At 71.6% G+C, this 22,300-nt stretch carries 15 protein-coding genes; 1 reads left to right on the top strand and 14 read right to left on the bottom strand.

Annotated features, from left to right (window positions below; genetic code table 11):
• Nucleotides 1–23: 23 nt before the first annotated feature.
• From BDW27_RS18850 to BDW27_RS18790, 13 genes are all read right to left on the bottom strand, one after another.
• A complete protein-coding gene (locus BDW27_RS18850; protein WP_110050664.1) occupies nucleotides 24–1,016 on the bottom strand; it encodes a carbohydrate kinase in 993 nt (330 codons plus the stop codon).
• The gene (locus BDW27_RS18845) at nucleotides 1,013–2,275 is read right to left on the bottom strand and encodes an AGE family epimerase/isomerase (protein WP_110050662.1); all 1,263 of its coding nucleotides are present in this window, start codon (nucleotides 2,273–2,275) and stop codon (nucleotides 1,013–1,015) included. Before BDW27_RS18845 ends, BDW27_RS18850 begins: the two co-directional genes overlap by 4 nt.
• 37 nt (nucleotides 2,276–2,312) lie before the next feature.
• The gene (locus BDW27_RS18840) at nucleotides 2,313–3,158 is read right to left on the bottom strand and encodes an alpha/beta fold hydrolase (protein WP_110050660.1); all 846 of its coding nucleotides are present in this window, start codon (nucleotides 3,156–3,158) and stop codon (nucleotides 2,313–2,315) included.
• Between the two features lie 9 nt (nucleotides 3,159–3,167).
• Nucleotides 3,168–4,562, bottom strand: coding sequence for an acyltransferase (locus BDW27_RS18835; protein ID WP_110050658.1), 1,395 nt, complete (start codon nucleotides 4,560–4,562; stop codon nucleotides 3,168–3,170).
• Nucleotides 4,563–4,930: 368 nt separating this feature from the next.
• Nucleotides 4,931–5,761, bottom strand: coding sequence for an ammonia-dependent NAD(+) synthetase (gene nadE, locus BDW27_RS18830; protein WP_017544423.1), 831 nt, complete (start codon nucleotides 5,759–5,761; stop codon nucleotides 4,931–4,933).
• Nucleotides 5,762–5,830: 69 nt separating this feature from the next.
• A complete protein-coding gene (locus BDW27_RS18825; protein ID WP_110050656.1) occupies nucleotides 5,831–6,415 on the bottom strand; it encodes a putative glycolipid-binding domain-containing protein in 585 nt (194 codons plus the stop codon).
• A 140-nt stretch (nucleotides 6,416–6,555) separates the two neighbouring features.
• Nucleotides 6,556–8,127, bottom strand: coding sequence for a sodium/proline symporter PutP (putP, locus tag BDW27_RS18820; RefSeq protein ID WP_233515816.1), 1,572 nt, complete (start codon nucleotides 8,125–8,127; stop codon nucleotides 6,556–6,558).
• Nucleotides 8,128–8,409: 282 nt separating this feature from the next.
• Nucleotides 8,410–9,138 (bottom strand): FadR/GntR family transcriptional regulator, encoded by a 729-nt coding sequence (locus tag BDW27_RS18815; RefSeq protein ID WP_110050654.1) that lies wholly within the window; start codon nucleotides 9,136–9,138, stop codon nucleotides 8,410–8,412.
• A 438-nt stretch (nucleotides 9,139–9,576) separates the two neighbouring features.
• Nucleotides 9,577–10,659 carry a ribonucleotide-diphosphate reductase subunit beta gene (locus tag BDW27_RS18810; RefSeq protein WP_017544419.1) on the bottom strand — a complete coding sequence of 361 codons (1,083 nt, stop codon included), beginning with the start codon at nucleotides 10,657–10,659 and terminating at the stop codon, nucleotides 9,577–9,579.
• Nucleotides 10,660–10,771: 112 nt separating this feature from the next.
• A complete protein-coding gene (locus BDW27_RS18805; RefSeq protein ID WP_110050652.1) occupies nucleotides 10,772–13,327 on the bottom strand; it encodes a ribonucleoside-diphosphate reductase subunit alpha in 2,556 nt (851 codons plus the stop codon).
• A gap of 780 nt (nucleotides 13,328–14,107) precedes the next feature.
• Nucleotides 14,108–14,677, bottom strand: coding sequence for a hypothetical protein (locus BDW27_RS18800; protein ID WP_026129225.1), 570 nt, complete (start codon nucleotides 14,675–14,677; stop codon nucleotides 14,108–14,110).
• Nucleotides 14,678–14,703: 26 nt separating this feature from the next.
• Entirely contained in the window at nucleotides 14,704–16,446 is a 1,743-nt protein-coding gene (locus tag BDW27_RS18795; RefSeq protein WP_110050650.1) for an NYN domain-containing protein, read from the bottom strand.
• A gap of 210 nt (nucleotides 16,447–16,656) precedes the next feature.
• On the bottom strand, nucleotides 16,657–19,542 hold the full coding sequence (locus BDW27_RS18790) for a sigma-70 family RNA polymerase sigma factor (RefSeq protein WP_110050648.1): 2,886 nt from the start codon (nucleotides 19,540–19,542) through the stop codon (nucleotides 16,657–16,659).
• Between the two features lie 231 nt (nucleotides 19,543–19,773).
• Here BDW27_RS18790 and BDW27_RS18785 point away from each other — a divergent pair, with 231 nt between their 5' ends.
• Nucleotides 19,774–20,529 (top strand): hypothetical protein, encoded by a 756-nt coding sequence (locus BDW27_RS18785; RefSeq protein ID WP_017544412.1) that lies wholly within the window; start codon nucleotides 19,774–19,776, stop codon nucleotides 20,527–20,529.
• Nucleotides 20,530–20,772: 243 nt separating this feature from the next.
• Here BDW27_RS18785 and BDW27_RS27140 read toward each other — a convergent pair whose 3' ends face one another.
• On the bottom strand, nucleotides 20,773–20,961 hold the full coding sequence (locus BDW27_RS27140; protein WP_146223281.1) for a hypothetical protein: 189 nt from the start codon (nucleotides 20,959–20,961) through the stop codon (nucleotides 20,773–20,775).
• Between the last annotated feature and the right edge of the window lie 1,339 nt (nucleotides 20,962–22,300).

The following is a 22,300-nucleotide window of genomic DNA, read 5'->3' as shown; positions in this document are numbered from 1 at the left end:
GAGTGCGCCCGCCGGGGGGACGTCTAACCCGCGAGGCGTTCCTGGATGTCGGCGGTGGTGGGCGGGTCGGCCCCCTCCCGGGTGACCGTGTGCGCGGCGGCGGTGACGGCGAAGGTCAGCAGGTCCGTGAGGTCCGCCTCGGTCAGCCCGGACAGGCGGCTCCGCGGCCGCTCGCCGAGCCTGTCGTCCAGGTCGAGGCGGCGGAGCAGGGCTCCCATGAAGGAGTCGCCCGCCCCGACCGTGTCCACGACCTCCACACTCGGCGCGGGGACCGTGGCCACCACACCGTGGGAGAGGGCGAAGGCCCCGTCCCCGCCGAGGGTGACCACCACCAGCGCCGGACCGAGAGCGGCCAGGGCGTGCGCGGCCCGTTCCGGCGTGTACTCCGGGTAGAGGAAGGCGAGGTCCTCGTCGCTGGCCTTGACCACGTGCGCCTGGGCCGCATGCCGCAGGGCCAGCGCGCGGGCCTCGGCCGGGTCCCCGACCACATCGGCCCGGATGTTGGGGTCGAGGGAGACCGTCACCTGCCCCCGACCGTGCTCGCGCCGCAGCAGCGCCTCGATCCGCGAGGCCCCCGGTTCCCGGAACAGGGCGATCGAGGCGGCGTGCAGGGCCACCACGCCGGGTTCCAGGGTGCCGGGGAGTTCGCCGGGCTGCCAGCGCCAGTCGGCGGCGTCGTCCATGCGGAAGTCGTAGCGGGCCGAACCGTCCTCGCCGAGAGTGGCCAGGGCCAGCGCGGACGGCTCCTCGGCCGCGACCAGCCCCGAGGGGTCCAGACCCCCGGTGAGGAGGCGCTCCCGGATCAGATTCCCGAAGCCGTCGGCACCGATCCGGGCGAGCAACCGGGTGGGCGTTCCCAGTCGGGCGGCGGCCAGCGCCGTGTTGGCCGGGCCGCCGCCCGGTGCGGCCCGCAGCACGCCCAGGCCGTGCCGGGTGGGCAGCAGGTCCATGACGTTCTCCCCGACCACCACCAGCCGAGGCGTTCCGGGTTCGGTGGTCGTTGCCTCCTCGCTCACCGTGTCCCTCCCTTGCCGGGCAGGGCGGCCGCGATCGAGGTCGAGAACCCGACCTGCGGCAGCAGGGCGGCCTGGTAGGCGTGGTAGACGTCCGGTTTGCCGGCCCACACCGCGTCCGAGGGGTGGTTGCCGGGGTCGAGCTCGTGCCGCCAGCTGCCGTGCTCGCGGTCCACGTGGAAGCGGTCGGCGTAGTCCCACCAGCGTTCGTACTGCTCGGTGTAGGCGGTGTCGCCGGTGCGCCGGGCCAGCACCCACGCGGCCATGGTGGCCTCGGCGACCACCCAGTGCATGCGCTGGCGCACGACCGGACGGTCCTCCCAGTCCAGGGTGTAGGCGAACCCCTCCGCACCGTCCACCCCCCAACCGCGCCGGACGGCGTTGGCGAAGAGGTGTTCCGCGTCGGCGCGCAGCCACGCGGGGGCGGCCTCGCCCGCGCGTTCCAGGGCGAGTTCGAGGTGGATGAGCAGGCGGGCCCACTCCAGGAGGTGGCCGGTGGTGCTGCCGTAGGGGCGGAACGGGTGGTCCGGCTGGTCGCGGTTGTAGTCCGGCACCGGCCGCCACTCCGGGGTGAAGTGCTCGGGCAGGCGCCAGTCGTGCGCGGCGGCCACCCCGTGCACGAGGCGTTCGGCGATGGCCAGGGCCCGGCGGGTCCAGCCGGTGTCACCGGTGGCGTCGCCGGCGGCCAGGAGCGCCTCCACCCAGTGCATGGCGCTGTTGGCCCCTCGGTAGGGCTCGGTGACGGTCCAGTCCGCGTCCCAGCTCTCCCGGACGCAGGCCGCCTCCTTCTCCCAGAAGTACGTGTCGAACACCCTCAGGGCCTCGTCGAGCAGATCGCGCGCGCCCGGCCGGACGGCGAGGGTCGCGGACGAGGCGGCCAGGACGACGAAGGAGTGGGGGTAGGCGGACTTGTCCGGGAGCTTCTGGGAGCGCTCCCGGGCACTGGTGGAATCCTCCGCCGGCACCTCGTCGAACCATCCGCCCAGCTCGGCGTCGCGCAGCGGACCGGCGAGGGCTGCCAGCCCGTGGTCGGCCAACCCGGCGGCGCGGGCGTCACCGCGCAGGTGCGCCAGGGAGAACACGTGCGTCATGCGAGCGGTGATCCAGGTCTCGGTGGGGCGGTCGGGCTCCACACCGCCCCGGGCGTCCAGCCAGCCGAACCCGTCGGGGACGGCCGCACCGGCGGCGAAGTCGACCAGCCGCCGTTCCTCCGCTCCCAACCACGCGGGGGACCCCGGCGCGGGGCGTGTCGAAGTGGTCAAACCAGTGCCTCCTCAGGCAGTCGTTCCGCCCGCCACGCTATCCCGCGCCGCGTCTCCCGGGGAAGGCTCCGCTCGCCCCTCTCCGGGCCCGGTCGGCGGCGCTGCACGTCCAGCGGATGTGCTCGGCCACGCTGAGGGGGTCGTCCGCCATCGGGATGTGTCCGACCCCCAGCAGCGACACCATGCGCGCGTTGGGGACCCGCTGGTGGGCGTGCTCGGCGCTGGAGGGCAGCAGGGTCCGGTCCCGGTCGCCCCAGGCGATGGTGACCGGACAGGTGATCGGGCGCGAGGTGAAGTCGTAGTCGGCGATCCTCGGCACCATGCGCACGTACGGCGCCCCCGGAGTGAGCCCCTGGATACCGAACCGGGTCGCCTTGGCCTCGGGCGAGGAGGGGTCGCCGCGCAGGGCGATGCGCGCGGCCGCACGCGCGGGCGGGGTGTCGGCGAGCCGCTCCTTGACCGGCATGGGCAGGTGGGTGGCGAGGTTGGCCACCGCGCCCACCGTGCGCATACCCCAACGGGCGAGCCGGTCGGAGAACCCGGCCGGTGAGAACACCGTCACCGAACCGGCCACCCCCTGGACCCCCAGTTCCAGGGCGATGGAGCCGCCCAGGGAGTTGCCCGCCAGGTGCGGCCGCTCGAACCCGTGCAGCTCGCAGAACTCCCGGATCACCCGCACCAGGCTGTGCACGTCGTAGGGTTCGTCCAGCTCCGGCGCCGGGGACTCCCCGAACCCCGGCAGGTCCACGCTGACCACCTCGTAGTCGGCGGCCAACCGGGGCGACACCGCCTCCCAGCTCTGTCTTCGATCCCCGAGCCCGTGCAGCAGGACCACGGGGCGACCGCTTCCGCGCCGTTCGAAGGCGATGCGTCTGGGGTTCATCCCACCGGTCTACCCGGGGTAACCGTCCCGGCCACCGGGTCGAACCAGGAAACTGGGCAAAAGCTGTGCTCGCGTTGACCCGACGGCGGAGCGCGCACGCGGTGCGGCGGTCAGCAGCAGACCGGAGACCACGGCCACCAGGCCCAGTACCGGCGCCAGACCGAAGCCCAGACCGGCCACGGTGAGGGCCAGCAGCCCTCCGCCGATCAGCGCGGCGGCGGCCAGCACGCGGACCAGCCCGGGGTCGCCCCGCAGGACCTTCGGCGGCTCCTCGAACCGCACCGCCCAGTTGGCCAGCGGCAGGAGCAGCGGCACCAGGACCGCCACGCCGAGCACGCCCCACAGCAGCCACAGCCCGGTCATCGGGTCGGGCGTGTTGATCCCCAGTCCGTACACGACGGCCCCGGCGACCACGGAGATCGGCAGCATGTGCCACAGGTACACGGTCATCAGCTGCGGCGAGACGCGGTCCAGCATCCGCGCCGGACCGGGCCGGTCCGACCACGCGGAGATCCAGTCCCGCAGGAGCATCGCGACGCCGACCTGCACCGCGCCCAACGCCGCCAGCACCAGGGTCGGCGGGGCCACGTTCGAGGTCTCGGCGGCGAACACGCCGGTCATGTTGAGGGAGTAGGGCCCCACGTACACCAGGACCACGGCGGTCACGGCGCCGACCGCGGCCATCCCCACCGCGTGGGGGCGGCGGATCGCACCGGTCGCGTACCGGAATCCCAGCTGGTGCACGGCCAGCCAGACGAAGGCCACGTTCAGGAAGCCGAAGGCCTCCACCCCGAACCCGAACCGGCTCAGGTCCACGACCATCGCGCCGGCCAGCAGCGCCGCCGGAACCCACCAACCGAACCGGTCCTGGGCGGCCACCAGGATCGGAGTGGCCACCACCACCAGCACGTACGCGGCCAGGAACCACAGGACCATGCCCGCCGCCCCCGCGCCGACCAGCACCGGCTGCTGGGGGGCTCCGCCCAGGACCGCCAGGTGCGAGGCGAGGATCCACACCACCGCGAGGGGCACCACCGGCCAGGCCAGCCGCCGCAGCCGCTTGGCCCACCAGACCGAGGCGGACTCGCCCCGGTTCTGGGCCGAACGCCAGCTGATCAGGTTGGCGGCGCCGCCCACAAAGAAGATCAGCGGCATGACCTGGGACACCCAGGTGAGCGCGAACCCGCCCGGTGTGCTCAGGACGCTGGTCGCGGCGAGCTCGCCCTCGGACTGCACGGTCAGCACCGGCAGCCACCAGTGCTGGATGACCACCAGGACCATGACGAACAGGCGCAGGAAGTCGAGGAAACGGTCCCGGCTCCTGGAACGGGGCGCGGCCACCGCCGGTGCTGTGGCGGCGGTCGGGGGCCGGTCCCCGCCCGCGGGTTCGACGGTCACGGTCATGGCTTGTCGCTCCTTGGTCTTTCCCGGGTTCTGGGGGACGTCCCGGCACCGGTGGCGCCTGGACGTGCTGACCGGGCTGTGCTGACCTGTGGGGGGTCCCGACACGTCCCGGTGCGTGCCCTGCTGACGGGCGCTCACCGATACGGATGACGGCAGTGGTGACGCGTCGCTGGTATCGACTCTAGGCGCCAGGTCAAAGGGGCCGCGAGGGCGCTGGGTACCCTCTCTCACCGACGGCCTGCCCACCCCCTGAGGGTGGTGCCAGCACTACCGGGACCCCCGGTGCGCCGGGGACGCGGGGGTGTCCGCGGTGCCGGGGGTGCGGGTGGGGCGCCGGGGCGAGGTGGTGCCGCGGGGACCCGGGGGGATCAGGGAGCGGTGGGGAGGGCGCGCTTGTGCCCGGTCACACGGTAGCGGTCCACGAGGGTGCGGACCACCTCGTCGGAGACCGGGAGGCCCTCGAGGAAGTCGTCGATCTGGTCGTAGGTCAGCCCCAGCGCGTCCTCGTCGGGCTTCTGCGGGGTGAGCGTCTCCAGGTCGGCCGTGGGCACCTTGTTCACCAGGTCCTCGGGGGCGCCGAGTTCGGCGGCGACCGCCCGCACCCGGCGCTTGGTCAGGCCGGTCAGGGGAACCAGGTCGACCCCGCCGTCACCGTACTTGGTGAAGAAGCCGGTGACGGCCTCGGCGGCGTGGTCGGTGCCGACCACCAGGCCGCGCAGGCCGCCCGCGATCGCGTACTGGGCGATCATCCGCTGGCGGGCCTTGACGTTGCCGACCACGAAGTCCTCGGCGAAGGCGTGCTCGTGGGTCACGCCGGCCTCGATGAGGGAGGCGGCCATGGCGTCCGTGGCCGGGCGCACGTCCACGGTCAGGCAGCGGTCGGGGGCGCCGAACTCCACGGCGCGGGCCGCGTCCTCCTCGTCCTTCTGGACCCCGTAGGGCAGGCGCACGGCCACGTACTCGGCCTCGTGTCCGGCCTCGCGGGCGCGGTCGACGGCCAGACGGGACAGCCGTCCGGCGGTGAGCGAGTCCACTCCCCCGCTGATCCCGAGGACCAGCGCGCGGGCACCGGTCGTGGTGAGTCTCTCGGCGAGGAAGGCGACGCGGCGCTCGATCTCGGCGTCGACGTCGAAGTGCTCGGGGACTTCGAGGTCGCGGATGATCTCGCGGCGCTGCTCGCTCAGCTCGGTCTCGGTCACGTGCGCTCCCTGGGTGTGGTGCGTGGTCCACCGATTATCACCCTTGCGGGGGATCGCTTCACCACGTGGTCAGGCGTCCGCGTGCAGGCGGCGGGCGAACCGCTCGTAGTCCACCACCACGCCGTCACCGTCCACGGACAGTCGGTACTCGCCGTGGAGGGGGTCGCGGTAGGTGTACCGCTCCAACCCGTCCTCGGCCGGGTGGCGGGTGTAGCGCTGACGGACCCGGCGGACCCGCAGGCAGGGGATGTCGATCCACGCGACCGCGATGTCCCGGTGCTCTCCGGGGCGCAGGCCGAGGCGGCGGATGGGGAGCGTGTTCGTGAGGGGGGTGGCCGCGACGTCGGCGTCCAGGCAGCCCACCAGTTCGGGGAGCGGGCGGCCGTCCGCGTCGGTCCAGTGGCCGTCCTGGGCCCGGAGCGTGACCGATCTGGGACCGCTGGTGGAGAGCACCTCGGCGCGGACCTCGCGGGTCGTCCAGGCCAGGTCCGTGCGGACGGTGAAGCGCGTGAAGAAGCGCTCCTCCCCCTCCACCACGGTCTCCCCGGCCTCCAGCCGGTGGCCGTCGGGCTCGGGAAGTACCGCTCCGAGCCCCAACCCCTGGGGTACGTCGGTGCGGGTCCAGGCGGCCGGGTGTTCCGTCAGTGACGACATGTCACCGTTCTACCGTTCTGGAGGGTGCGGCGCCAGAGCGCGAGCGTGCCCGTGCCGAACGTGACACGGGCACGGAAGCCTTTCGTTACGGGGCCCGCGGTCCGCCAAGGGCGGTCCACGGGCCTCGTAGGAGAGTGGCGTCAGGCGACCTTCTCGGCCTCCGGCGTCTCGCCCTCCCCGATCTCACGGACGACCTTGTCGAAGTCCTCCTCCATCTGTGCGCTGACCTTGCCCATGCCGTTGCACAGGTAGATCGCGGCGAAGCTCAGGGCGACCGCCGGCACCATGGCGTACAGGCCGGTGCCGAAGTAGTTGCTGTCGACGATGTCCCAGACGATGGCCGTGGCACCGCCGACGACCATGCCCGCGAGCGCGCCAGCCCAGGTCATGCGCTTCCAGAACAGGGCCAGCAGCAGGACCGGACCGAACCCGGCGCCGAACCCGGCCCAGGCGTAGCCGACGAGGTCCATAACGGACTGGTTGCCCCAGAGCGCCACACCGGCGGCGACAAGGGCCACCGCGACCACGGTGCCGCGGCTGATCCACAGCAGCGACTTGGGGGAGGCGTCCTTGTCGACGAAGGCCTTGTAGCCGTCCTCGGTCAGCGCTGAGGCGGCCACCAGAAGCTGGGAGTCGGCGGTGCTCATGACAGCCGCGAGGATGGCGGCGAGGAGCAGACCGGCGACCAGCGGGTGTGAGAGGGCCTCGATCAAGCGGGGGAAGACCTGCTCGGGGTCGCCGAGCGGGGTCTCGAAGTAGGCGATGCCGATGAAGCCGACCAGAACCGCGAGGATCATGGCGCTGACCGCCCAGCTGACGCTGACCACGGCGGCCTTGGGGATGTCCCTCACCGAGCGGATCCCCATGTAGCGAGCAAGGATGTGGGGCTGTCCGAAGTAGCCGAAGCCCCAGGCCAGGCCGGAGATGATGACGACCCAGCCGAGGGTCTCGGTGGAGCCCCACAGACCCGTGTCACCGTCGAGCGCGACCCCGCCGAAGGCGGACATCAGGCCGTCGCCCTTCTCCGACACGCTGTCGGCGAGTCCGCCGAAGCCGCCGAGGACAGTGATGGCCAGGACGGGCACCACCAGGAGTGCGAGCCACATCATGATCGCCTGGACCACGTCGGTGTAGGACACCGCGAGGAAGCCGCCGAGCACCGTGTAGAGGACGACGATGCTCACGCCGATCGCGATGGCCGGTGCGGGGGAGAGCCCGAAGACCTGGTCGAAGAGGGAGGCCATCGCCACGAGGCCCGAGGCCACGTAGAAGAAGTAGAAGACGATGATGAGGACGGCCGACACCGCGCGCAGGGAGCGGGTGCGGTCGTTGAAGCGGTTCTCCAGGAAGGAGGAGAGCGTCAGCGAATCGGACTCTCCGCCGGAGCGGGAGTCGGTGACACGTTCGGTGTACACACGCAGGCGCGGGGCGATGAGGATCCAACTGCCCGCGAAGCCCGAGGCCAGGCCCACCGCGATCCAGGCCTCACCGAGTCCGGAGACGTAGATGGCGCCGGGCAGGCCCAGCAGCAGCCAGCCGCTGAAGTCGCTCGCATTGGCGCTCAGGGCACTCACCCAGGGGTTCAGCTGGCGTCCGCCAAGCACGAAGTCGGACTGCGAGACGGTGCGCTTGTACACCCACAGACCGATGCCGACCATGCCGACCAGGTACACGCCGAACGTGGCCACCGACCATGCCATGGATTCACTCATCCGTCCCCTCCTTTCCATTGACGCGCGAGGGCTGAACCGTGACGCGCAGTTTGTGAAGAACAGGCCCGATCATCACGGTTGGTAGCCCAGACCACAATGCCCTGTGTGCGAAACAACACCCGGTCGAGACCTGGTCGAGTTTTCGACCGGGAAGAATTGTTCGGCTGGCCATCGCCGCGAAGTCCTGTTTGTCGGATCGGACATACGCGATTCCCGGTGGCCCCGAAACGGTCTCGGAGAACGAGACAGGACCACGCTCGGAAACGAGACGGTCCCGGGCGTTCAACCGAGCAGCTCCCGCAACCGGCGCTCCACACCGGCCAGGTGCCCGCCCAGGGCGAGCCGCGCCGCCTCGGGGTCGCGCGCCCTCACCGCCCGGACGATCCGGCGGTGTTCCCCGTCGCTGGCCGCCAGAGCGTCCTCGGTCAGCGGCGCCACGTCCATGAGCTGGTTGATCCTCATCCGGGCCTCCGTGACCGCGGCGGTCGTCCGCTCGGATCCGGTCAGCTGGGCCAGGGTGATGTGGAAGACGGTGTCGCAGCGCCGGTAGTCGGCGGGTCCGGCGCCGGCGGCCACGCCCACACGACGGTCCAGGAGGTCGTGCTGGTCCGCCGTGAGGCCGGTCTCGGCCAGCCGGACCACCGCGCCCGTCTCCAGGGTGCGCCGGAAGGCGAGCAGGTCGTCCAGGGCGGCGCCGGTCCCACCGAGGCCGCGGCGCGCCTCGTCGGGGGTGGGCCTGGGAGGCGGCTCGGCGACGAAGGTGCCGCCGCCCCGACCGCGCCGGGACTCGACGTGGCCCCTTCGCCGGAGGTGCTGGATCGCCTCGCGCAGGGTGACACGGCTGACGCCGAGCCGGGAGGAGAGGTCGCGCTCGGCCGGGAAACGGCCGCCCGCCGGGACGACACCGAGCCTGATGGCGCACATCAGCCGCTCGACGGTGACCTCCAGGGCGTTGTCGGCCCGGACGCGGCGGAAGACCGCTTCGGCCGCGGGATCGCAGGATGGGATCACTCGGTCAGCTTAGGACGTGTTCCGCGCTCTCGCCCGGAAAAGGCGGATCACCAACCTTCTCGGACTGTCCGTATACCCATGGGGTGAACGACCCCTTCGACCCTCGACGAATCTGCTTTCACTTGCGCCACTCCCGGAACGCGCACCCCTGGGGCGACCTGGTCAACGCGACTGCCAGGGAGAACCGGCGGAACCTCGACCGGTCGGCCCCCGGCCCCTCACGAGGCACCGCACCGTTGCGTTCTCGATTCCCGAACATAATTCAACATTTGATTCTTTGATCCACGACACCGAATCGGTCGGTTTCGGAAATGGTCGCGGACAGGGCCGCAAGGGGCAGTGTGACAAATCGGGGAGGCCCGGGCACGCGAACGGCCCGGGGCGCGCGCCCGCCCCGGGCCGTTGAAGGGGAGAGAATCGTGTTCTCCCTGGAAGGACCTAGTCCCAGTCCAGGCCGCCACCCGTCTGGTACTCGATCACTCGGGTCTCGAAGAAGTTCTTCTCCTTCTGGAGGTCCATCATCTCCGACATCCACGGGAACGGGTTCTCGGTCTCGCCGAAGATGGGGGCGAGGCCGATCTGCTCGGCGCGGCGGTCGGTGATGAAGTGCATGTACTTCTCGCACAGCTCGGCGTTGAGGCCCAGCACGCCGCGCGGCATGGTCTCGCGGCCGTAGGCCACCTCCAGCTCGCAGGCGTCGGTGAGCATCTGCCGCACCTCGGCCTGGAACTCCTCGGTCCACAGGTGCGGGTTCTCGATCTTGATCTGGTTGATCACGTCGATGCCGAAGTTCAGGTGGATCGACTCGTCGCGCAGGATGTACTGGTACTGCTCGGCGATGCCGACCATCTTGTTGCGGCGGCCCAGCGAGAGGATCTGCGCGAAGCCGGTGTAGAACCACATGCCCTCGAAGATCACGTAGAACGCGACCAGGTCACGCAGGAAGGACTGGTCGGCCTCGGGCGTGCCGGTCCGGAACTCCGGGTTCTCCAGGTTCTGGGTGTACTTGAGCGCCCAGGCGTCCTTCGCGGTGATCGAGGGGACCTCGCGGTACATGTTGAAGAGCTCGCCCTCGTCCAGGCCGAGGCTCTCGCAGATGTACTGGAAGGTGTGCGTGTGCACCGCCTCCTCGAAGGCCTGGCGCAGCAGGTACTGGCGGCACTCCGGGTTGGTGAGCTGGCGGTACACGGCCAGGACGATGTTGTTCGCCACCAGGGACTCCGCGGTGGCGAAGAACCCGAGGTTGCGCTTGAGCATGAGGCGCTCGTCCTCGGTGAGCCCGTCCTTGGACTTCCACAGCGCGATGTCGGCCTGCATCGCCACCTCGGTGGGCATCCAGTGGTTGTTGCACCCGGCCAGGTACTTCTCCCACGCCCACGTGTACTTGAGGGGCAGCAGCTGGTTCACGTCGGCGCGGGCGTTGATCATCGACTTGTCGTCGACGTTGACGCGCTCGGCGTCGCGCTCGATCTCGCCGAGGCCGCTGGTGGCCGCTGCGCTGTTCTCGGAAACCGCGGTCATGCTCGAACTTGTCCGTTCTCCGGTCGGGCCGGGGTCGTCTGCGGGGAGTGGAGGGGTGCCACGAGGGGGGCGGGGGCGCCCGCGGGTGTCGCGGGCGCCCCGGGGTCCCTCGCTACTGGCAGGCCTCGCACTCGGGGTCCTCGATGCTGCACGCCTGGCCGTCGACGATCTCGAACTCGTCCTCGGGCTCGGGCGCCACCGGCTCGGCCACCGGGGCCGGGCTGGGAGCCGGGCTCGCGACGGGGCTGGGAGCCGGGGCCGCCGCGGGGGCGGCCGGGGTGGAGGCGACCGCGTTGAGGCGGCCGTCCGTGCCCTTGAGCGTGCTCTTCTCCACGTGGGTGGCGCTCTGCGAGCGCAGGTAGTAGGTGGTCTTGAGACCGGAGCGCCAGGCGCGGCGGTACAGGGCGTCCAGCTTCCTGCCGCTGGGGGCGCCCATGTACAGGTTGAGCGACTGGGCCTGGTCGATCCACTTCTGGCGGCGCGAACCGGCGTCCACCAGCCAGTTGGGGTCGACCTCGAACGCCGTGGCGTACAGGGCCTTCAGGTCGTCCGGCACGCGGTCGATGTCGCCGAGGCTGCCGTCGTGCATCTTGAGCGCCGACACCATGTCCTCGTCCCAGAGACCGCGCTCCTTGAGGTCGCGGACCAGGTAGTCGTTGACGACGGTGAAGTCGCCGGACATGTTCGACTTGACGAACAGGTTCCGGTAGACCGGCTCGATCGACTGGCTGACGCCGGTGATGTTGGCGATGGTCGCGGTGGGCGCGATCGCCATGACGTTGGAGTTGCGCATCCCGGTGGTCTTCACGCGCTCACGCAGGGAGTCCCAGTCCAGGGTCTCGCCACGGTCCATGTCGAGGTCGCCGCCACGGGAGTCGGCGAGCAGGCGCAGGGAGTCGATGGGCAGGACGCCCTTGCTCCACAGCGAGCCGTCGAAGCTCTCGTACGCGCCGCGCTCCTTGGCCAGCTCCATGGACGCCTCGATGGCGTAGTAGCTGATCAGCTCCATGCTCTCGTCCGCGAAGGTCACCGCGCCCTCGGAGGCGAACGGCGTGCGGATCTTGAACAGCGCGTCCTGGAAGCCCATGAGGCCCAGGCCGACCGGGCGGTGGCGCATGTTCGCGCGGCGCGCCTCGGGGATCGTGTAGAAGTTCACGTCGATGACGTTGTCGAGCATGCGCACGGCGGTGCGGACGGTGCGGCGCAGGCGCTCGACGTCCATGCCGTTCGGGCCCACGTGCTGGGGCAGGTTCACCGAGCCGAGGTTGCAGACCGCGACCTCGTCCTTGCTGGTGTTCAGCGTGATCTCGGTGCACAGGTTGGAGGAGTGCACCACGCCGTTGTGCTGCTGCGGCGAGCGCAGGTTCGACGGGTCCTTGAAGGTGATCCACGGGTGGCCGGTCTCGAACAGCATGGTGAGCATGCGGCGCCACAGGTCCACGGCGGGCATCTTCTTGGAGACCTTGATGCGGCCGGCCTCGGCGTCGGCCTCGTACTTCTCGTAGGCCTCGACGAAGTCCTTGCCGTACTTGTCGTGCAGGTCGGGGACCTCGTCCGGGGAGAACAGGGTCCAGGTGCCCTGCTCCTCCACGCGCTTCATGAACAGGTCCGGAACCCAGTTCGCGGTGTTCATGTCGTGGGTGCGGCGGCGCTCGTCACCGGTGTTCTTCCGGAGGTCGAGGAACTCCTCGATGTCGATGTGCCAGGTCTCCAGGTAGGCGCAGACCGCGCCCTTGCGCTTGCCGCCCTGGTTGACCGCGACCGCGGTGTCGTTGGCGATCTTCAGGAACGGGACGACGCCCTGGCTCTTGCCGTTGGTGCCCTTGATGTGGGAACCGAGGCCGCGGACCGGGGTCCAGTCGTTGCCCAGACCGCCCGAGTACTTGGACAGCATCGCGTTGTTGCTGATGCCGTGGAAGATGTCGTGCAGGTCGTCGCCGACCGTGGTGAGGAAGCAGGACGACAGCTGCGCGCGGACCGTGCCCGAGTTGAACAGGGTGGGCGTGGAGGCCATGAAGTCGAACGAGCTCAGCAGCTCGTAGAACTCGATGGCGCGGGCCTCGCGGTCGTCCTCGTTCAGCGCCAGGCCCATCGCGACGCGCATGAAGAACGCCTGCGGGAGCTCGTAGCGGACGTCGTCGCTGTGCAGGAAGTAGCGGTCGTACAGGGTCTGGAGGCCGAGGAAGGTGAACTGCTCGTCGCGGTCGGCGTGCAGGGCCTTGCCCAGGCGCTCCAGGTCGAACTGGGCCAGCGCCGGGTCCAGCTGACCGAGGTCGATGCCGCGGCCGACGTAGGCGGCCAGGTAGCTGGCGTAGCGGTCGTCCATGTCGGACTGGGTGGCGGTCTCGGCGGCGCCGCTGACGAAGCTGAGAGCCTCGGTGCGGAGCTTGTCGAGCAGCAGGCGGGCGGCCACGTACGAGTAGTTCGGGTCGACCTCCACGTAGCTGCGGGCGGCCATGACCAGGGCGAGCTCGACCTCGGAGTCCGCGATCCCGGGGTAGAAGCCCCGACGCGCCTCGGTGAGGACCTTGGCCGCCGAAACACCGGTGAGCCGCGCACAGGCCTCGGTTACGACGTGCTCGATCCGGTCGATGGCGGCGGGGGCGCCACCGCCGTTGGTCGGCGCGGGCCGAACGGATGCGGGCACGGCCTCGACGTCAAGGGTCATACAGCGGCTCCAACCTCGGTAAAGAAGAGTCCCGGCGGGGAACGGGGTTCACGAGTAGCAGACGCGCGGCTCGCACCGGCGGCCCACCGCACCGGATGCGGATGGACCCGCGACCGGCGGGGCGCGGCGACTCCCCTCGAAGCCCCCTCGTCTGCGTTGCTGATGGCGGGTCCTGGGACCCGCGGGTGACCTACTCAACCTCCGCTTCCCGGGGCCCCGTGGGGCCTCGTCGCGTGTGGCGGTCGTCGTTCCCGTCTGCTTCACCAGGGAGGGAACCCCGGTGAACCACCAACGGGTCCCGATACTACATCTAGGGGGTGCCACCTTGGAACACCGCAAGATGATGGCGTGTCGCTGATTTCTCGGATTCTTCGACGGATGTCGAACACACGCCTGGAGCGTGGTATGAGTGCCCCACGGGCGCCCTGTGACAGGGCGTCTCCGGCCGGTTCGAGGGCCTTCGCGGAGGGTCGGTGACCCAGCCTAGAACGTCGGCGGGGCGCGCGTGTCCGCCCGACTCCCGGAGATCGGCCACAGGGCCGTGCGGATACGCCGGAGAAGGGTTCGCGCGACCCTGGATTGACGACCGAACCTGGCGTACCTGGTCGGTGTGGCTGCGGGAAACGGACCCTGGGAGTCCGGAGACGGCCGATCGCGCCCCCGGTCGGGGCCGGATCGGGGGCGCGTCAGAAAGCTCACTTCCCGGGGGTGTCGCCGGGCCGCACGGCGCGCCGTACCCCGGGGCACGCGCTGGCACGCGGGCCGCGACCACGCGGCCGGTCAGAAGTCCAGGAGCATGTCCAGGTCGTCCTCGGGCAGGCCGAGGTCCGTGCGGATCCGGAAGCGGATGCGAAGGAGCTCGTCGAACAGGTCCCGGGCGTAGGCGGACAGGTTGCGGTTCTCGAACCAGCGCGCGCCCGAGGTGGCCCAGCGCTCCGCGCCCTCCAGGTCGTCGTGGGCGTAGAGGGCCTCGGCCACGTGGATGTGGGTCTGGAGTCCGGGCTGGGCCCCCTTCTCCAGCCGCTTCAGGTGCTCGTAGGCGAGGTCGCGCTCGTCCAGCTGGAGCAGCGCCCCCGCGCTCAGCGCGTGCGCGTCGACCACGGTCGGGCCGCCGTCGTCCATGGCCCGCTGGTAGGCGGCGCAGGCCCGCTCGAACTCCTGGGCGATCTCCCACTGCTCGCCGGCGCGTACGAACAGCTCCGCCCGGGTCACCTCGCTCCCCGCGTCGACCCGGTTGGCCAGGTCGAGCAGCTGGGCGGCGATCCGGCTGTGTTCACCCGACCGGACGGCGTGGAATTCCAACCGGTCGAGTTCTGCCGTCGTCACTTGGGTCAACCGCATCGCCCCCATCCCCTACTCGCACTCGCGCGCGCCGGTCAGGGCCTGGCACGCTCCAGTGCCTGCCAGAACCCCTGGCGCAGTCCGTCACGGACCTCGTCGCGCAACAGGTGGTCGATCGGGAGTGAGGAACCCTGGAGCAGCCTCGCCTCCAGGTCGGAGGGCATCCTCGGCCTACGAGCCAGGACGGCCTCCACCCACAGGGCGGGCGCCTCACGAGCGATCGACTCCGCGAAGTCGTTCCCTTCCTTGTGCGCGACATGCACCGCGTCATCAACGGTATGCGCGCTGGAGCCCGTCTGTTGGGTATATCCAGGACTAGGGTTGGATTCCTGGTATCCAGCCGAACCGAACCGGCTGTCGTACTCGGGACCAGTAGGTCGCCGTTCCCCGAAACCGGGGGCGGCGCCACCGCGGCGAGCGGCGTCAGTTGCCGTACTGGTCCCATAGGTAGGGTTTGTGTCCGCCCCACCTCCGAAGCCTGGTTCGTCACCTGGGCCGAACCTCAGGTCCGGGCCGGGCGGAGGTGAGTTTCTCTGCGGTGGCCCCTGCTGGAAGTCGGCGAACGAGGCCTGGGGGCCGGTCCCCGCGTCGAAGGACCGCTGCGGTCCCGTCCCGTTGAAGGACGGCTGCGGCCCGGTCCCGTTGGTGAACCCGGGCTGGGCGCCGGGCATCTGCTGCCCCGGCTGCTGCCCCTGTCCCGGTCTGCCCTGGAGGCCGTAACCGCCCTGCTCCACCCCGCGCATGGACGGGTGTCCGCCGGTCCCGGAGGGCGGGTAGCCGCCCTGACCGTTGGGTCCGTGCCCGTTCTGCGCCGCGTGGACGTTGGGGGCGGGGTGCGCGCCGGAGGCACCGGGGTAGGAACCGTTGCCGTTCACCCCGGGCGGGGCCTGCCCCCCAGAGGGGAAGCCGTTCGCGTCGATGCCACCGGAGGAGGCGCTCTCCGCGCCGGGCCCGGCCAGGTGGTCGACGCCGCGCTGCTGCGCTATCGAGCGGCGCATCGCACGCAGCTGCTCCATGGCGCTGCCCTGGGGCACGGGCTGTCCGCCGGTGCCCGCGAACATCGCCTCGAGTCCGCCGGTGGAGGTGTTGACCGTCTCGCCCCGGTTGGAGCTGGTCGGAGGGGCCGCGGGCTGTCGCGGCTGGGGGGTCTCGGGCTGGCGCGGCGCCTCGGGGGCGGACCGGCTGCGGCCGTTGGCGAAGGGGGTGGTCGTCTTGGCGGCGGTCTCCTGTGTGGAGCCGCCACCGGACAGGAGGTTCACGTGGGGGCGCAGGTGTCCGGCGCCGATCTCGATGAGGTCGTCGCTCTCCCGGCGCAGGGCACGGGAGATGGTCCAGTTGCCCTCCACCGAGATGTGCACGACGGTGACGCGCACACCCATGTCCTGGACGTCGGCGACCACGGGCGCCATGTCCTCGTCACCGCTGACCAGGACAGCGTCGGACAGGACACCGGTACGGGCCAGGGTGGTGAGGTCCCGTTGGACGTAGCTCTCCACGCCTTCACGACGTCCCGGCCGTATCCGGGCGGCCCGGAACTTGATCCCGGGGATGTCGGCGATGCTGTCCTGTTCCTGGGCCCGCCGGTCGTCGGCGACCGCCTCGTACCAGTAGCAGCGCAGGAGCGGCAGCCCCGTCCGGTCCCGTGCCACCTCGTTGAGGAACTGGACGAGACCGGAGTAGTCCCAGGCGACGGAGTCCCGGTTACGGGTTCCGTGCACGGCCATCGCACCGTCGGCGAGAAGGTATCCCGCGTCGACGAACAACGCGCAGCGGTCCACGTGACACCGCCCCCTTCCCTGTCGATCTCTGGGGCCATATCCATGACCGGGGCACAGCCTAGCCAAGTCTGTCTCGTTTTGCGTGCCATCGACGAATACTTACAGTTACTAACTTGCTACGCACAGGAGGCCCTTCGGGGTCGTGCCCGGTCCTCCGGATGCCCCACCAGGCCCGGAAGGGCCACGGAAGGGGCATCCCGGCCACCGACCTCAGGTACGCATCGGCGCGGTGAGGGCGACGACCCCCACCAACACGGCGTCCTGACCCGACGGGATTCGGATATCCGTTTCGCGCCCGAGTACCGCGTCGAATCGGACCACGTCGGTCCCGAACGTCATCGGATCGCCCACCGCCCCGCGCGAGGAACTCACGAAGGCGTTGTCGGCGCTCCCGTGTCCGCTGATCGGCGCGGCCGGGGTCCCGCCCACGGTCACCCGGTCACCGGCGAGGTCGGCGTCGCCCTCCCAGGCCACCACGTCGAACCGGGCCGGGACCGACTCCGGCAGCAGACCGGACACCGGGAAGCGCGCCCCCGCCTCGTCCTGGAAGACCGCGCTGGTCTCGTCCAGCACCATCGCCTGGTGGTAGCCCTCCACCGACGGGTCCTCCACGACCACCACCAGACTCCACCCGGCGTGGACGCCCCTGCCCTCGCGTGCGGGGATGTCGCCGACCCACCACTCGCCGCCCCCGGCCGACCGCACCAGTCCGGTGACGTCGGCGAAGGCCTGGTAGGCGCGGTAGCCCGGCAGGTCGGCCGCACGGGTGTCGGTCGCGGTGACGGTGGTGTAGGAGACCATTCCGGGACCCTTGACCCGCGCGGTGGGGGCGCTCGGCTCCCCCGCGGCCGAGAAGTACAGTCCGGCCCAGCGCACCGATCCGCCCTCGGGGAGCTCCCAGGTGGCGGAGCTGGAGGAGGTGGTGGTGGGGTCCTCGTCGCGGTCGAGCGGGGCCATCACCCAGTTGTCGTTGTCGAGCCGGTCGCCGATCCGTTGGCGGGCGTCGGCGCAGACCCCCGGGGCCTCCTCCTCTTCCTCTTCCTCTTCCTCTTCCTCCTCGGCGTACCCGTCCTCAGGGGGTTCGACGGGTTCCGGGGACTCGGGAGCCTCCTCCGTCGCGTCGTCACCGGCCCCGTCCTCAGGCTCGTCCCTTCCGTCGGTTCCGCCGTCCGTGTCGTCGTCGGACTCCTCCGGTGCGCCGCTCGGGTCCCCGCCCTCACCCAGGAGGTCACCGATCCCCCCGCCGAGTTCGGGGGAGACGGGGGTGACGTCGGCGGGCGCGCGGCGCAGGTCCGCTTCAGCGGGAGGGGTGGCCACGCCTTCCTCCGGCGGGACCACAGCGCCCTCGTCCGGAAGCTCCAACGAGCCGCCTCCCGGCCAACCCCACCACGGCCAGGGCCATCCACCCTTCGGGGGGTCGGGCTCGGTGCAGGTCAGGAGGGCGTTCCCGACGGCTTCGGTGCGTACCTGCCCGGCGGTGGCGTAGCGGGCGGCGATCCCGTCCGGGGTCACCCCTCGTTCGCCGACCGCCTCGAATCTGACCTCACCCGAGGAGATCACCACGCTGGCGGGGACGTCCACGTCGGCGTCTGCGGCCACCCGGACGTCGAGGAACTGGGTGCTGTTCTCCCCCTCCCCCATTCCGGTGCGCACGCACTCGCCGCCGCCGCTGCCCGTCGAGCAACCCCAGTCCCCGTTCCCGGCGGCCATGGGGACGGCGTTCCCGGCGCCACCGGAGGAGATCATCTCCACCCCGGGCGGCAGGGTGATGGCGGCGACCACGTCGCCGGCGGTGGCCGCGCCCACGTTGAGCACGTCCAGGACCATGATCCCGTCGCTGCCCGGCACCAGGGCGCCGACCGGGTCGATGCCCGCCGCGAACTCCGGCCCGGGCTCCTCCGGTTCCTCGGGTTCCGGCGCGGCCGGGGCGTCCTCCGGGGCCTCCGGGGGCGGCGGCGGAGTCCCGGGGGGCGGTTCCGGCGCGGCCGGGACATCGGCGGGCACCGAGGGCACGGGAAGCGGTGCCGGTTCGGGTTCCGGCGCGGCCGGGTCCGCGGGGTCCTCGGGGGCGGCCGGGTCCTGGGCGGGAGGATCGTCGGGGGTCCCGGGCGCCCCGACCGCCGGGGGGTCCTCCTGGGGGGCGGCCACCGGAGGGGGATCGGTGGGCGGCGCCCCCTCGCCTCCCACCAGGGCCAGCGCCACCGCGACGGCCACACCCGCCGCAGCGGCGGCCCCCGCCGAGACCTGCTGCTGACGCCGGGACATCCGGTTCCACCAGGCTCCGGTCGCGACACCGCCCGGGGTCGCGGCGAGGTACCCCGTGGCGCCGAAGCCGACGACCATCGGAAGCACGATCCCGCGCAGGCCGACGTTGACGTCCATGAGTTCCGCGTACACCTCGCGGCAGTCCCCGCAGTCGTCCATGTGGCGGTCGACCTTGGTGGTGTCGCGCTTGGACAACCCGCCTCGCACGTAGGCGCCGAGCAGCGCCAGGGTGGGGCGGCACGCCTCGGCCGCTCCCCCGCCCGCCAGGTGCATCTGGAGGTAGGCCTGGCGCAGGCCCTCGCGCGCCCGGTAGGCGAGGGCGGCCACACCGTTGGCGTTCATCCCGAGGATGGTGGCCGCCTCGGCGGGCTTGACCCCCTCGATCTCCGTGTGCCACAGCACGGACTGCCAGCGTTCGGGCAGCGAGAGGAAGGCCCGGGCGATCAGCGAGCGTTCGAGGCCCTCCAGGGCGGGGTCCACGAAGGGTTCACCGGAGTCGTAGCTCTCCATGTCGTCGGTGACGACCTGGCGTCTGTCCCCTCGGCCCCGGTCGTAGGCGGCGTTGCGGACCGCCGTGAGCAGGTAGGGGCGGAAGGCGTCGCTGGGTCCGCCGCCGCGCTGGATGACGCTGAGCACCTTGGTGAACGCCTCGGCGACCGCGTCCTCGACCTCGGCCTCACCACGCAGAAGCTGGCGGGCGAGGCCCCGGGCGGCCCCCGCGTGGCGTTCGTAGAGAGTGCCGTAGGCGGCGTTGTCACCGGCCTTCACCCGATCGATGATCTCCGCGTCACCGATGAGTGTCTCGGTGTGCTCTCCGTCCGCGTCGGTCACCCAGCGCCCTTTCCCTCGTTGTCCCTTGTCCCCCCGCCGCGAGCCGGATCCGCGGTACGGGAAGCAGGAGTTCGGCGTCGGAGAATCACGTGCTCGGAAAAAATATCTCGTATCCGCGTCATAGCCGCTACCGATCTCCGTGATTGGGGTGAGGGCGAACGAGGGGGACCCGCCGCGGGGGCGCGGGCCCACCTTCGTTCACCTGGCCAAACAACGACCGGGAGCGATGCCGTGGGCGAGACCGAAGTGGGAACCGGAACGCGGGGCCGTGTGGTTCACCGTGCCCGGGAGCTGCGGGCGCCGTGGGGGCGCCGGAGCGGTGAGCGGGGATGGAACCCGGCCGAGGACTGGTGGACGCCCTCCGTGGACGCCGTCTGTGAGGCGCACACCACCGGAAGCGACCTCACCGAACCCTGCTCGCGGCTCGGGGAGGCCCGGGCCCGTTCGGGGGTGGGGATCGGTCGGGCGCTGGCCGACCTCGACGCCTTCCGCGAGGTCGTGGGCTGGGACCGCCTCCCGCTCGACCTGGTCCGCGCGTTGGCCGACGGCTGGGTCGAGGGGGGCCGGGGCCGCGACACCTGCCAGGACCCGCTCACCGGCCTGGCCAACGAGGCGTACCTGCGCACGCGCATCCGCGAGCTGTACCGGAGCGTGGAGGAGACGGTCCCGGCCGCGTTCGATCACCGACTCGTGGTGCTGGCGCTGGACCCCACCCTCGACCCGTGGCGGCGCGCGGCCCGGCTGATCGTGCTCGGGCACGAGCTGAACCGCTTCTTCACCCGAGGCGAGTCGGTGTGCCTGGTCAGCCGGGCCAGGATCGCGGTGGTGGCCCGGGAGGTGCCCGTGCTCGGGACCGAGATCGACGAGCTGCGCTCGGGGATCGGCTGGGAGCACGGCGCGGCCGTGTGGTCGGTGCCGTTGCCCGCGACCCACCGCGAGGCGGCCGCCCTGATCGACGGTCTGGGCGGGCCCGTCCGCGACGAATGACCCTCCGACGCCGCTTCGGTCCGCACGCCCTTCCAGAGGGGAGAGGGCCGGGTCCGAAGCGGCCGCCGACCGCCGCGCACGTCTGAGGGGGCGTTCGCGGGGCGGTCGGCACCGTTCGACGCGCCAGGGTCATCTGGCCCCCACGAGAGGGCGGCCCGCGAGGCTGTCGAACGGGAAAAGGCGCCGCCAGTCGGCGCCCGGGGGCGCGCTCACACAGGGGAGGTGGGCGCGCCCTCCGTCATGTCAGCGGTCTCTCCCGCCGCCGATCAGTCCGAAGCTGACCCGGAAGAGCAGCCTGCCCACCAACGAGGTGGGGACCGGCCTCACCTCGGAGATCCGCGCCTCGAACCCGCCCGGTACCGGTCCTGTTCGGTCCACTGCCGTGGTCCATGCCTGGATGCCCGTCCCGGAGAAGGACGAGGGTGCGAACACGGGAAGATCCCCGTCGCCCTGGTTCGGTCCGGACTCGACCGGCGGATCGGGGAGCGGCCTGGCCCGCGGTTGAGGGGCGGGGGCCCACTGCGGAGCCGAGTTCGGGTGGGCGAACGGAGGCGGAGGCATCGTTTCGGGCACGGGGCCCTGCGGCTGCGGCGGTGTCCAGGACGTCGGTGCGGCCTGCGGCCCCGATGCGGGCCCGCGCGGCGTCTGGGGCGCGGGGGGAGCTTGGGGACCAGACGTGGCGTGTGGCCCCGACACGGGCCGATTCACGGATGGTGCGGGCCGTGGCCCGGACGCGAACTCCGACGCGGGTGGAGCGTGCCCCTGCGGGATGTGAGGTCCGGACTCGAACTCGGGCGTGCGTGACGCGTAGGGAGGAGGCGGAAACCGCGGCCCGAACGACCCCTGAGCTCCCGAGGGGTAGGGGGTCACTGGTGGACTCTGGGATCCGGTGTCGACCGGTGACGAGGGCGGGGTCTGCTGCCCTGCCCCGGAAGGTGCCTGGGCCGCGCGCCCAGTGGGTGGCGCGGACTGCGGTCCGGTCCCGGGGCCGGGTGAAAAGTGCGGAGGCACCTGAGGCGTGGGGGCCTCCCGAGGCCCGGAGTCGGCCTGAGACACGGGAGCGAGCGGCCCCTGGGACTGGGGTGAGGCCTGAGACGCGGGAGCGGGCGAAGCATACGGAGCAGGAGGGATCTGAGGTCCGGACCCGGGGCCGGGTGAAAGCGGCTCTGATGCCCCCCGAGGTTCGGAGTCAGCCTGGGGTGCGGAGGGCTCAGGCACGGCCTGAGGCACGGGCGCGGGCGTGGGTGTGGCGTACGGAGCAGGAGGGATCTGAGGTCCGGTCCCGGGACCAGGTGAGAAGTGCGGAGGCACCTGAGGCGCGAGGGCCTCCCGAGGCCCGGAGTCAGCCTGAGGCACCTGGGATGCGGGGGACTCGGGCGAGGCTTGGGGCGCGGGAGCGGCGTAGGGAGCAGGCGGAAACTGCGACCCCGCCCCAGGCCCAGGCGCGTGCGGAGACACCTGCGGCCCCGACGCCCCCCTAGTGTCGCAGCCCGCCTGAGTCGATGGAGGCGCGGGCGGACCCTGGGACTCCGGTGAGACCTGAGGAGCGGGAGCAGGAGCCGGGTACGGGGCAGGCGGGGGCTGAGGCCCCGACCCAGACCCAGGTGCAGCGTACGGAGGCACCTGAGGCCCAGACGCCCCCCGAGGCCCGGAGTCGGCCTGAGGCACCTGGGATGCGGGGGACTCGGGCGAGGCTTGGGGAGCGGGAGCAGGAGCGGCGTAGGGAGCAGGCGGAAACTGAGGTCCGGTCCCGGGACCAGGTGAGAAGTGG

Origin of the sequence: Nocardiopsis sp. L17-MgMaSL7, from assembly GCF_003182025.1 — a bacterium.
In the GTDB taxonomy this organism is placed as follows: domain Bacteria; phylum Actinomycetota; class Actinomycetes; order Streptosporangiales; family Streptosporangiaceae; genus Nocardiopsis; species Nocardiopsis prasina.
Note: the sequence above shows the minus strand (reverse complement) of the source record. Positions and strands in the feature narration are given on the sequence as shown.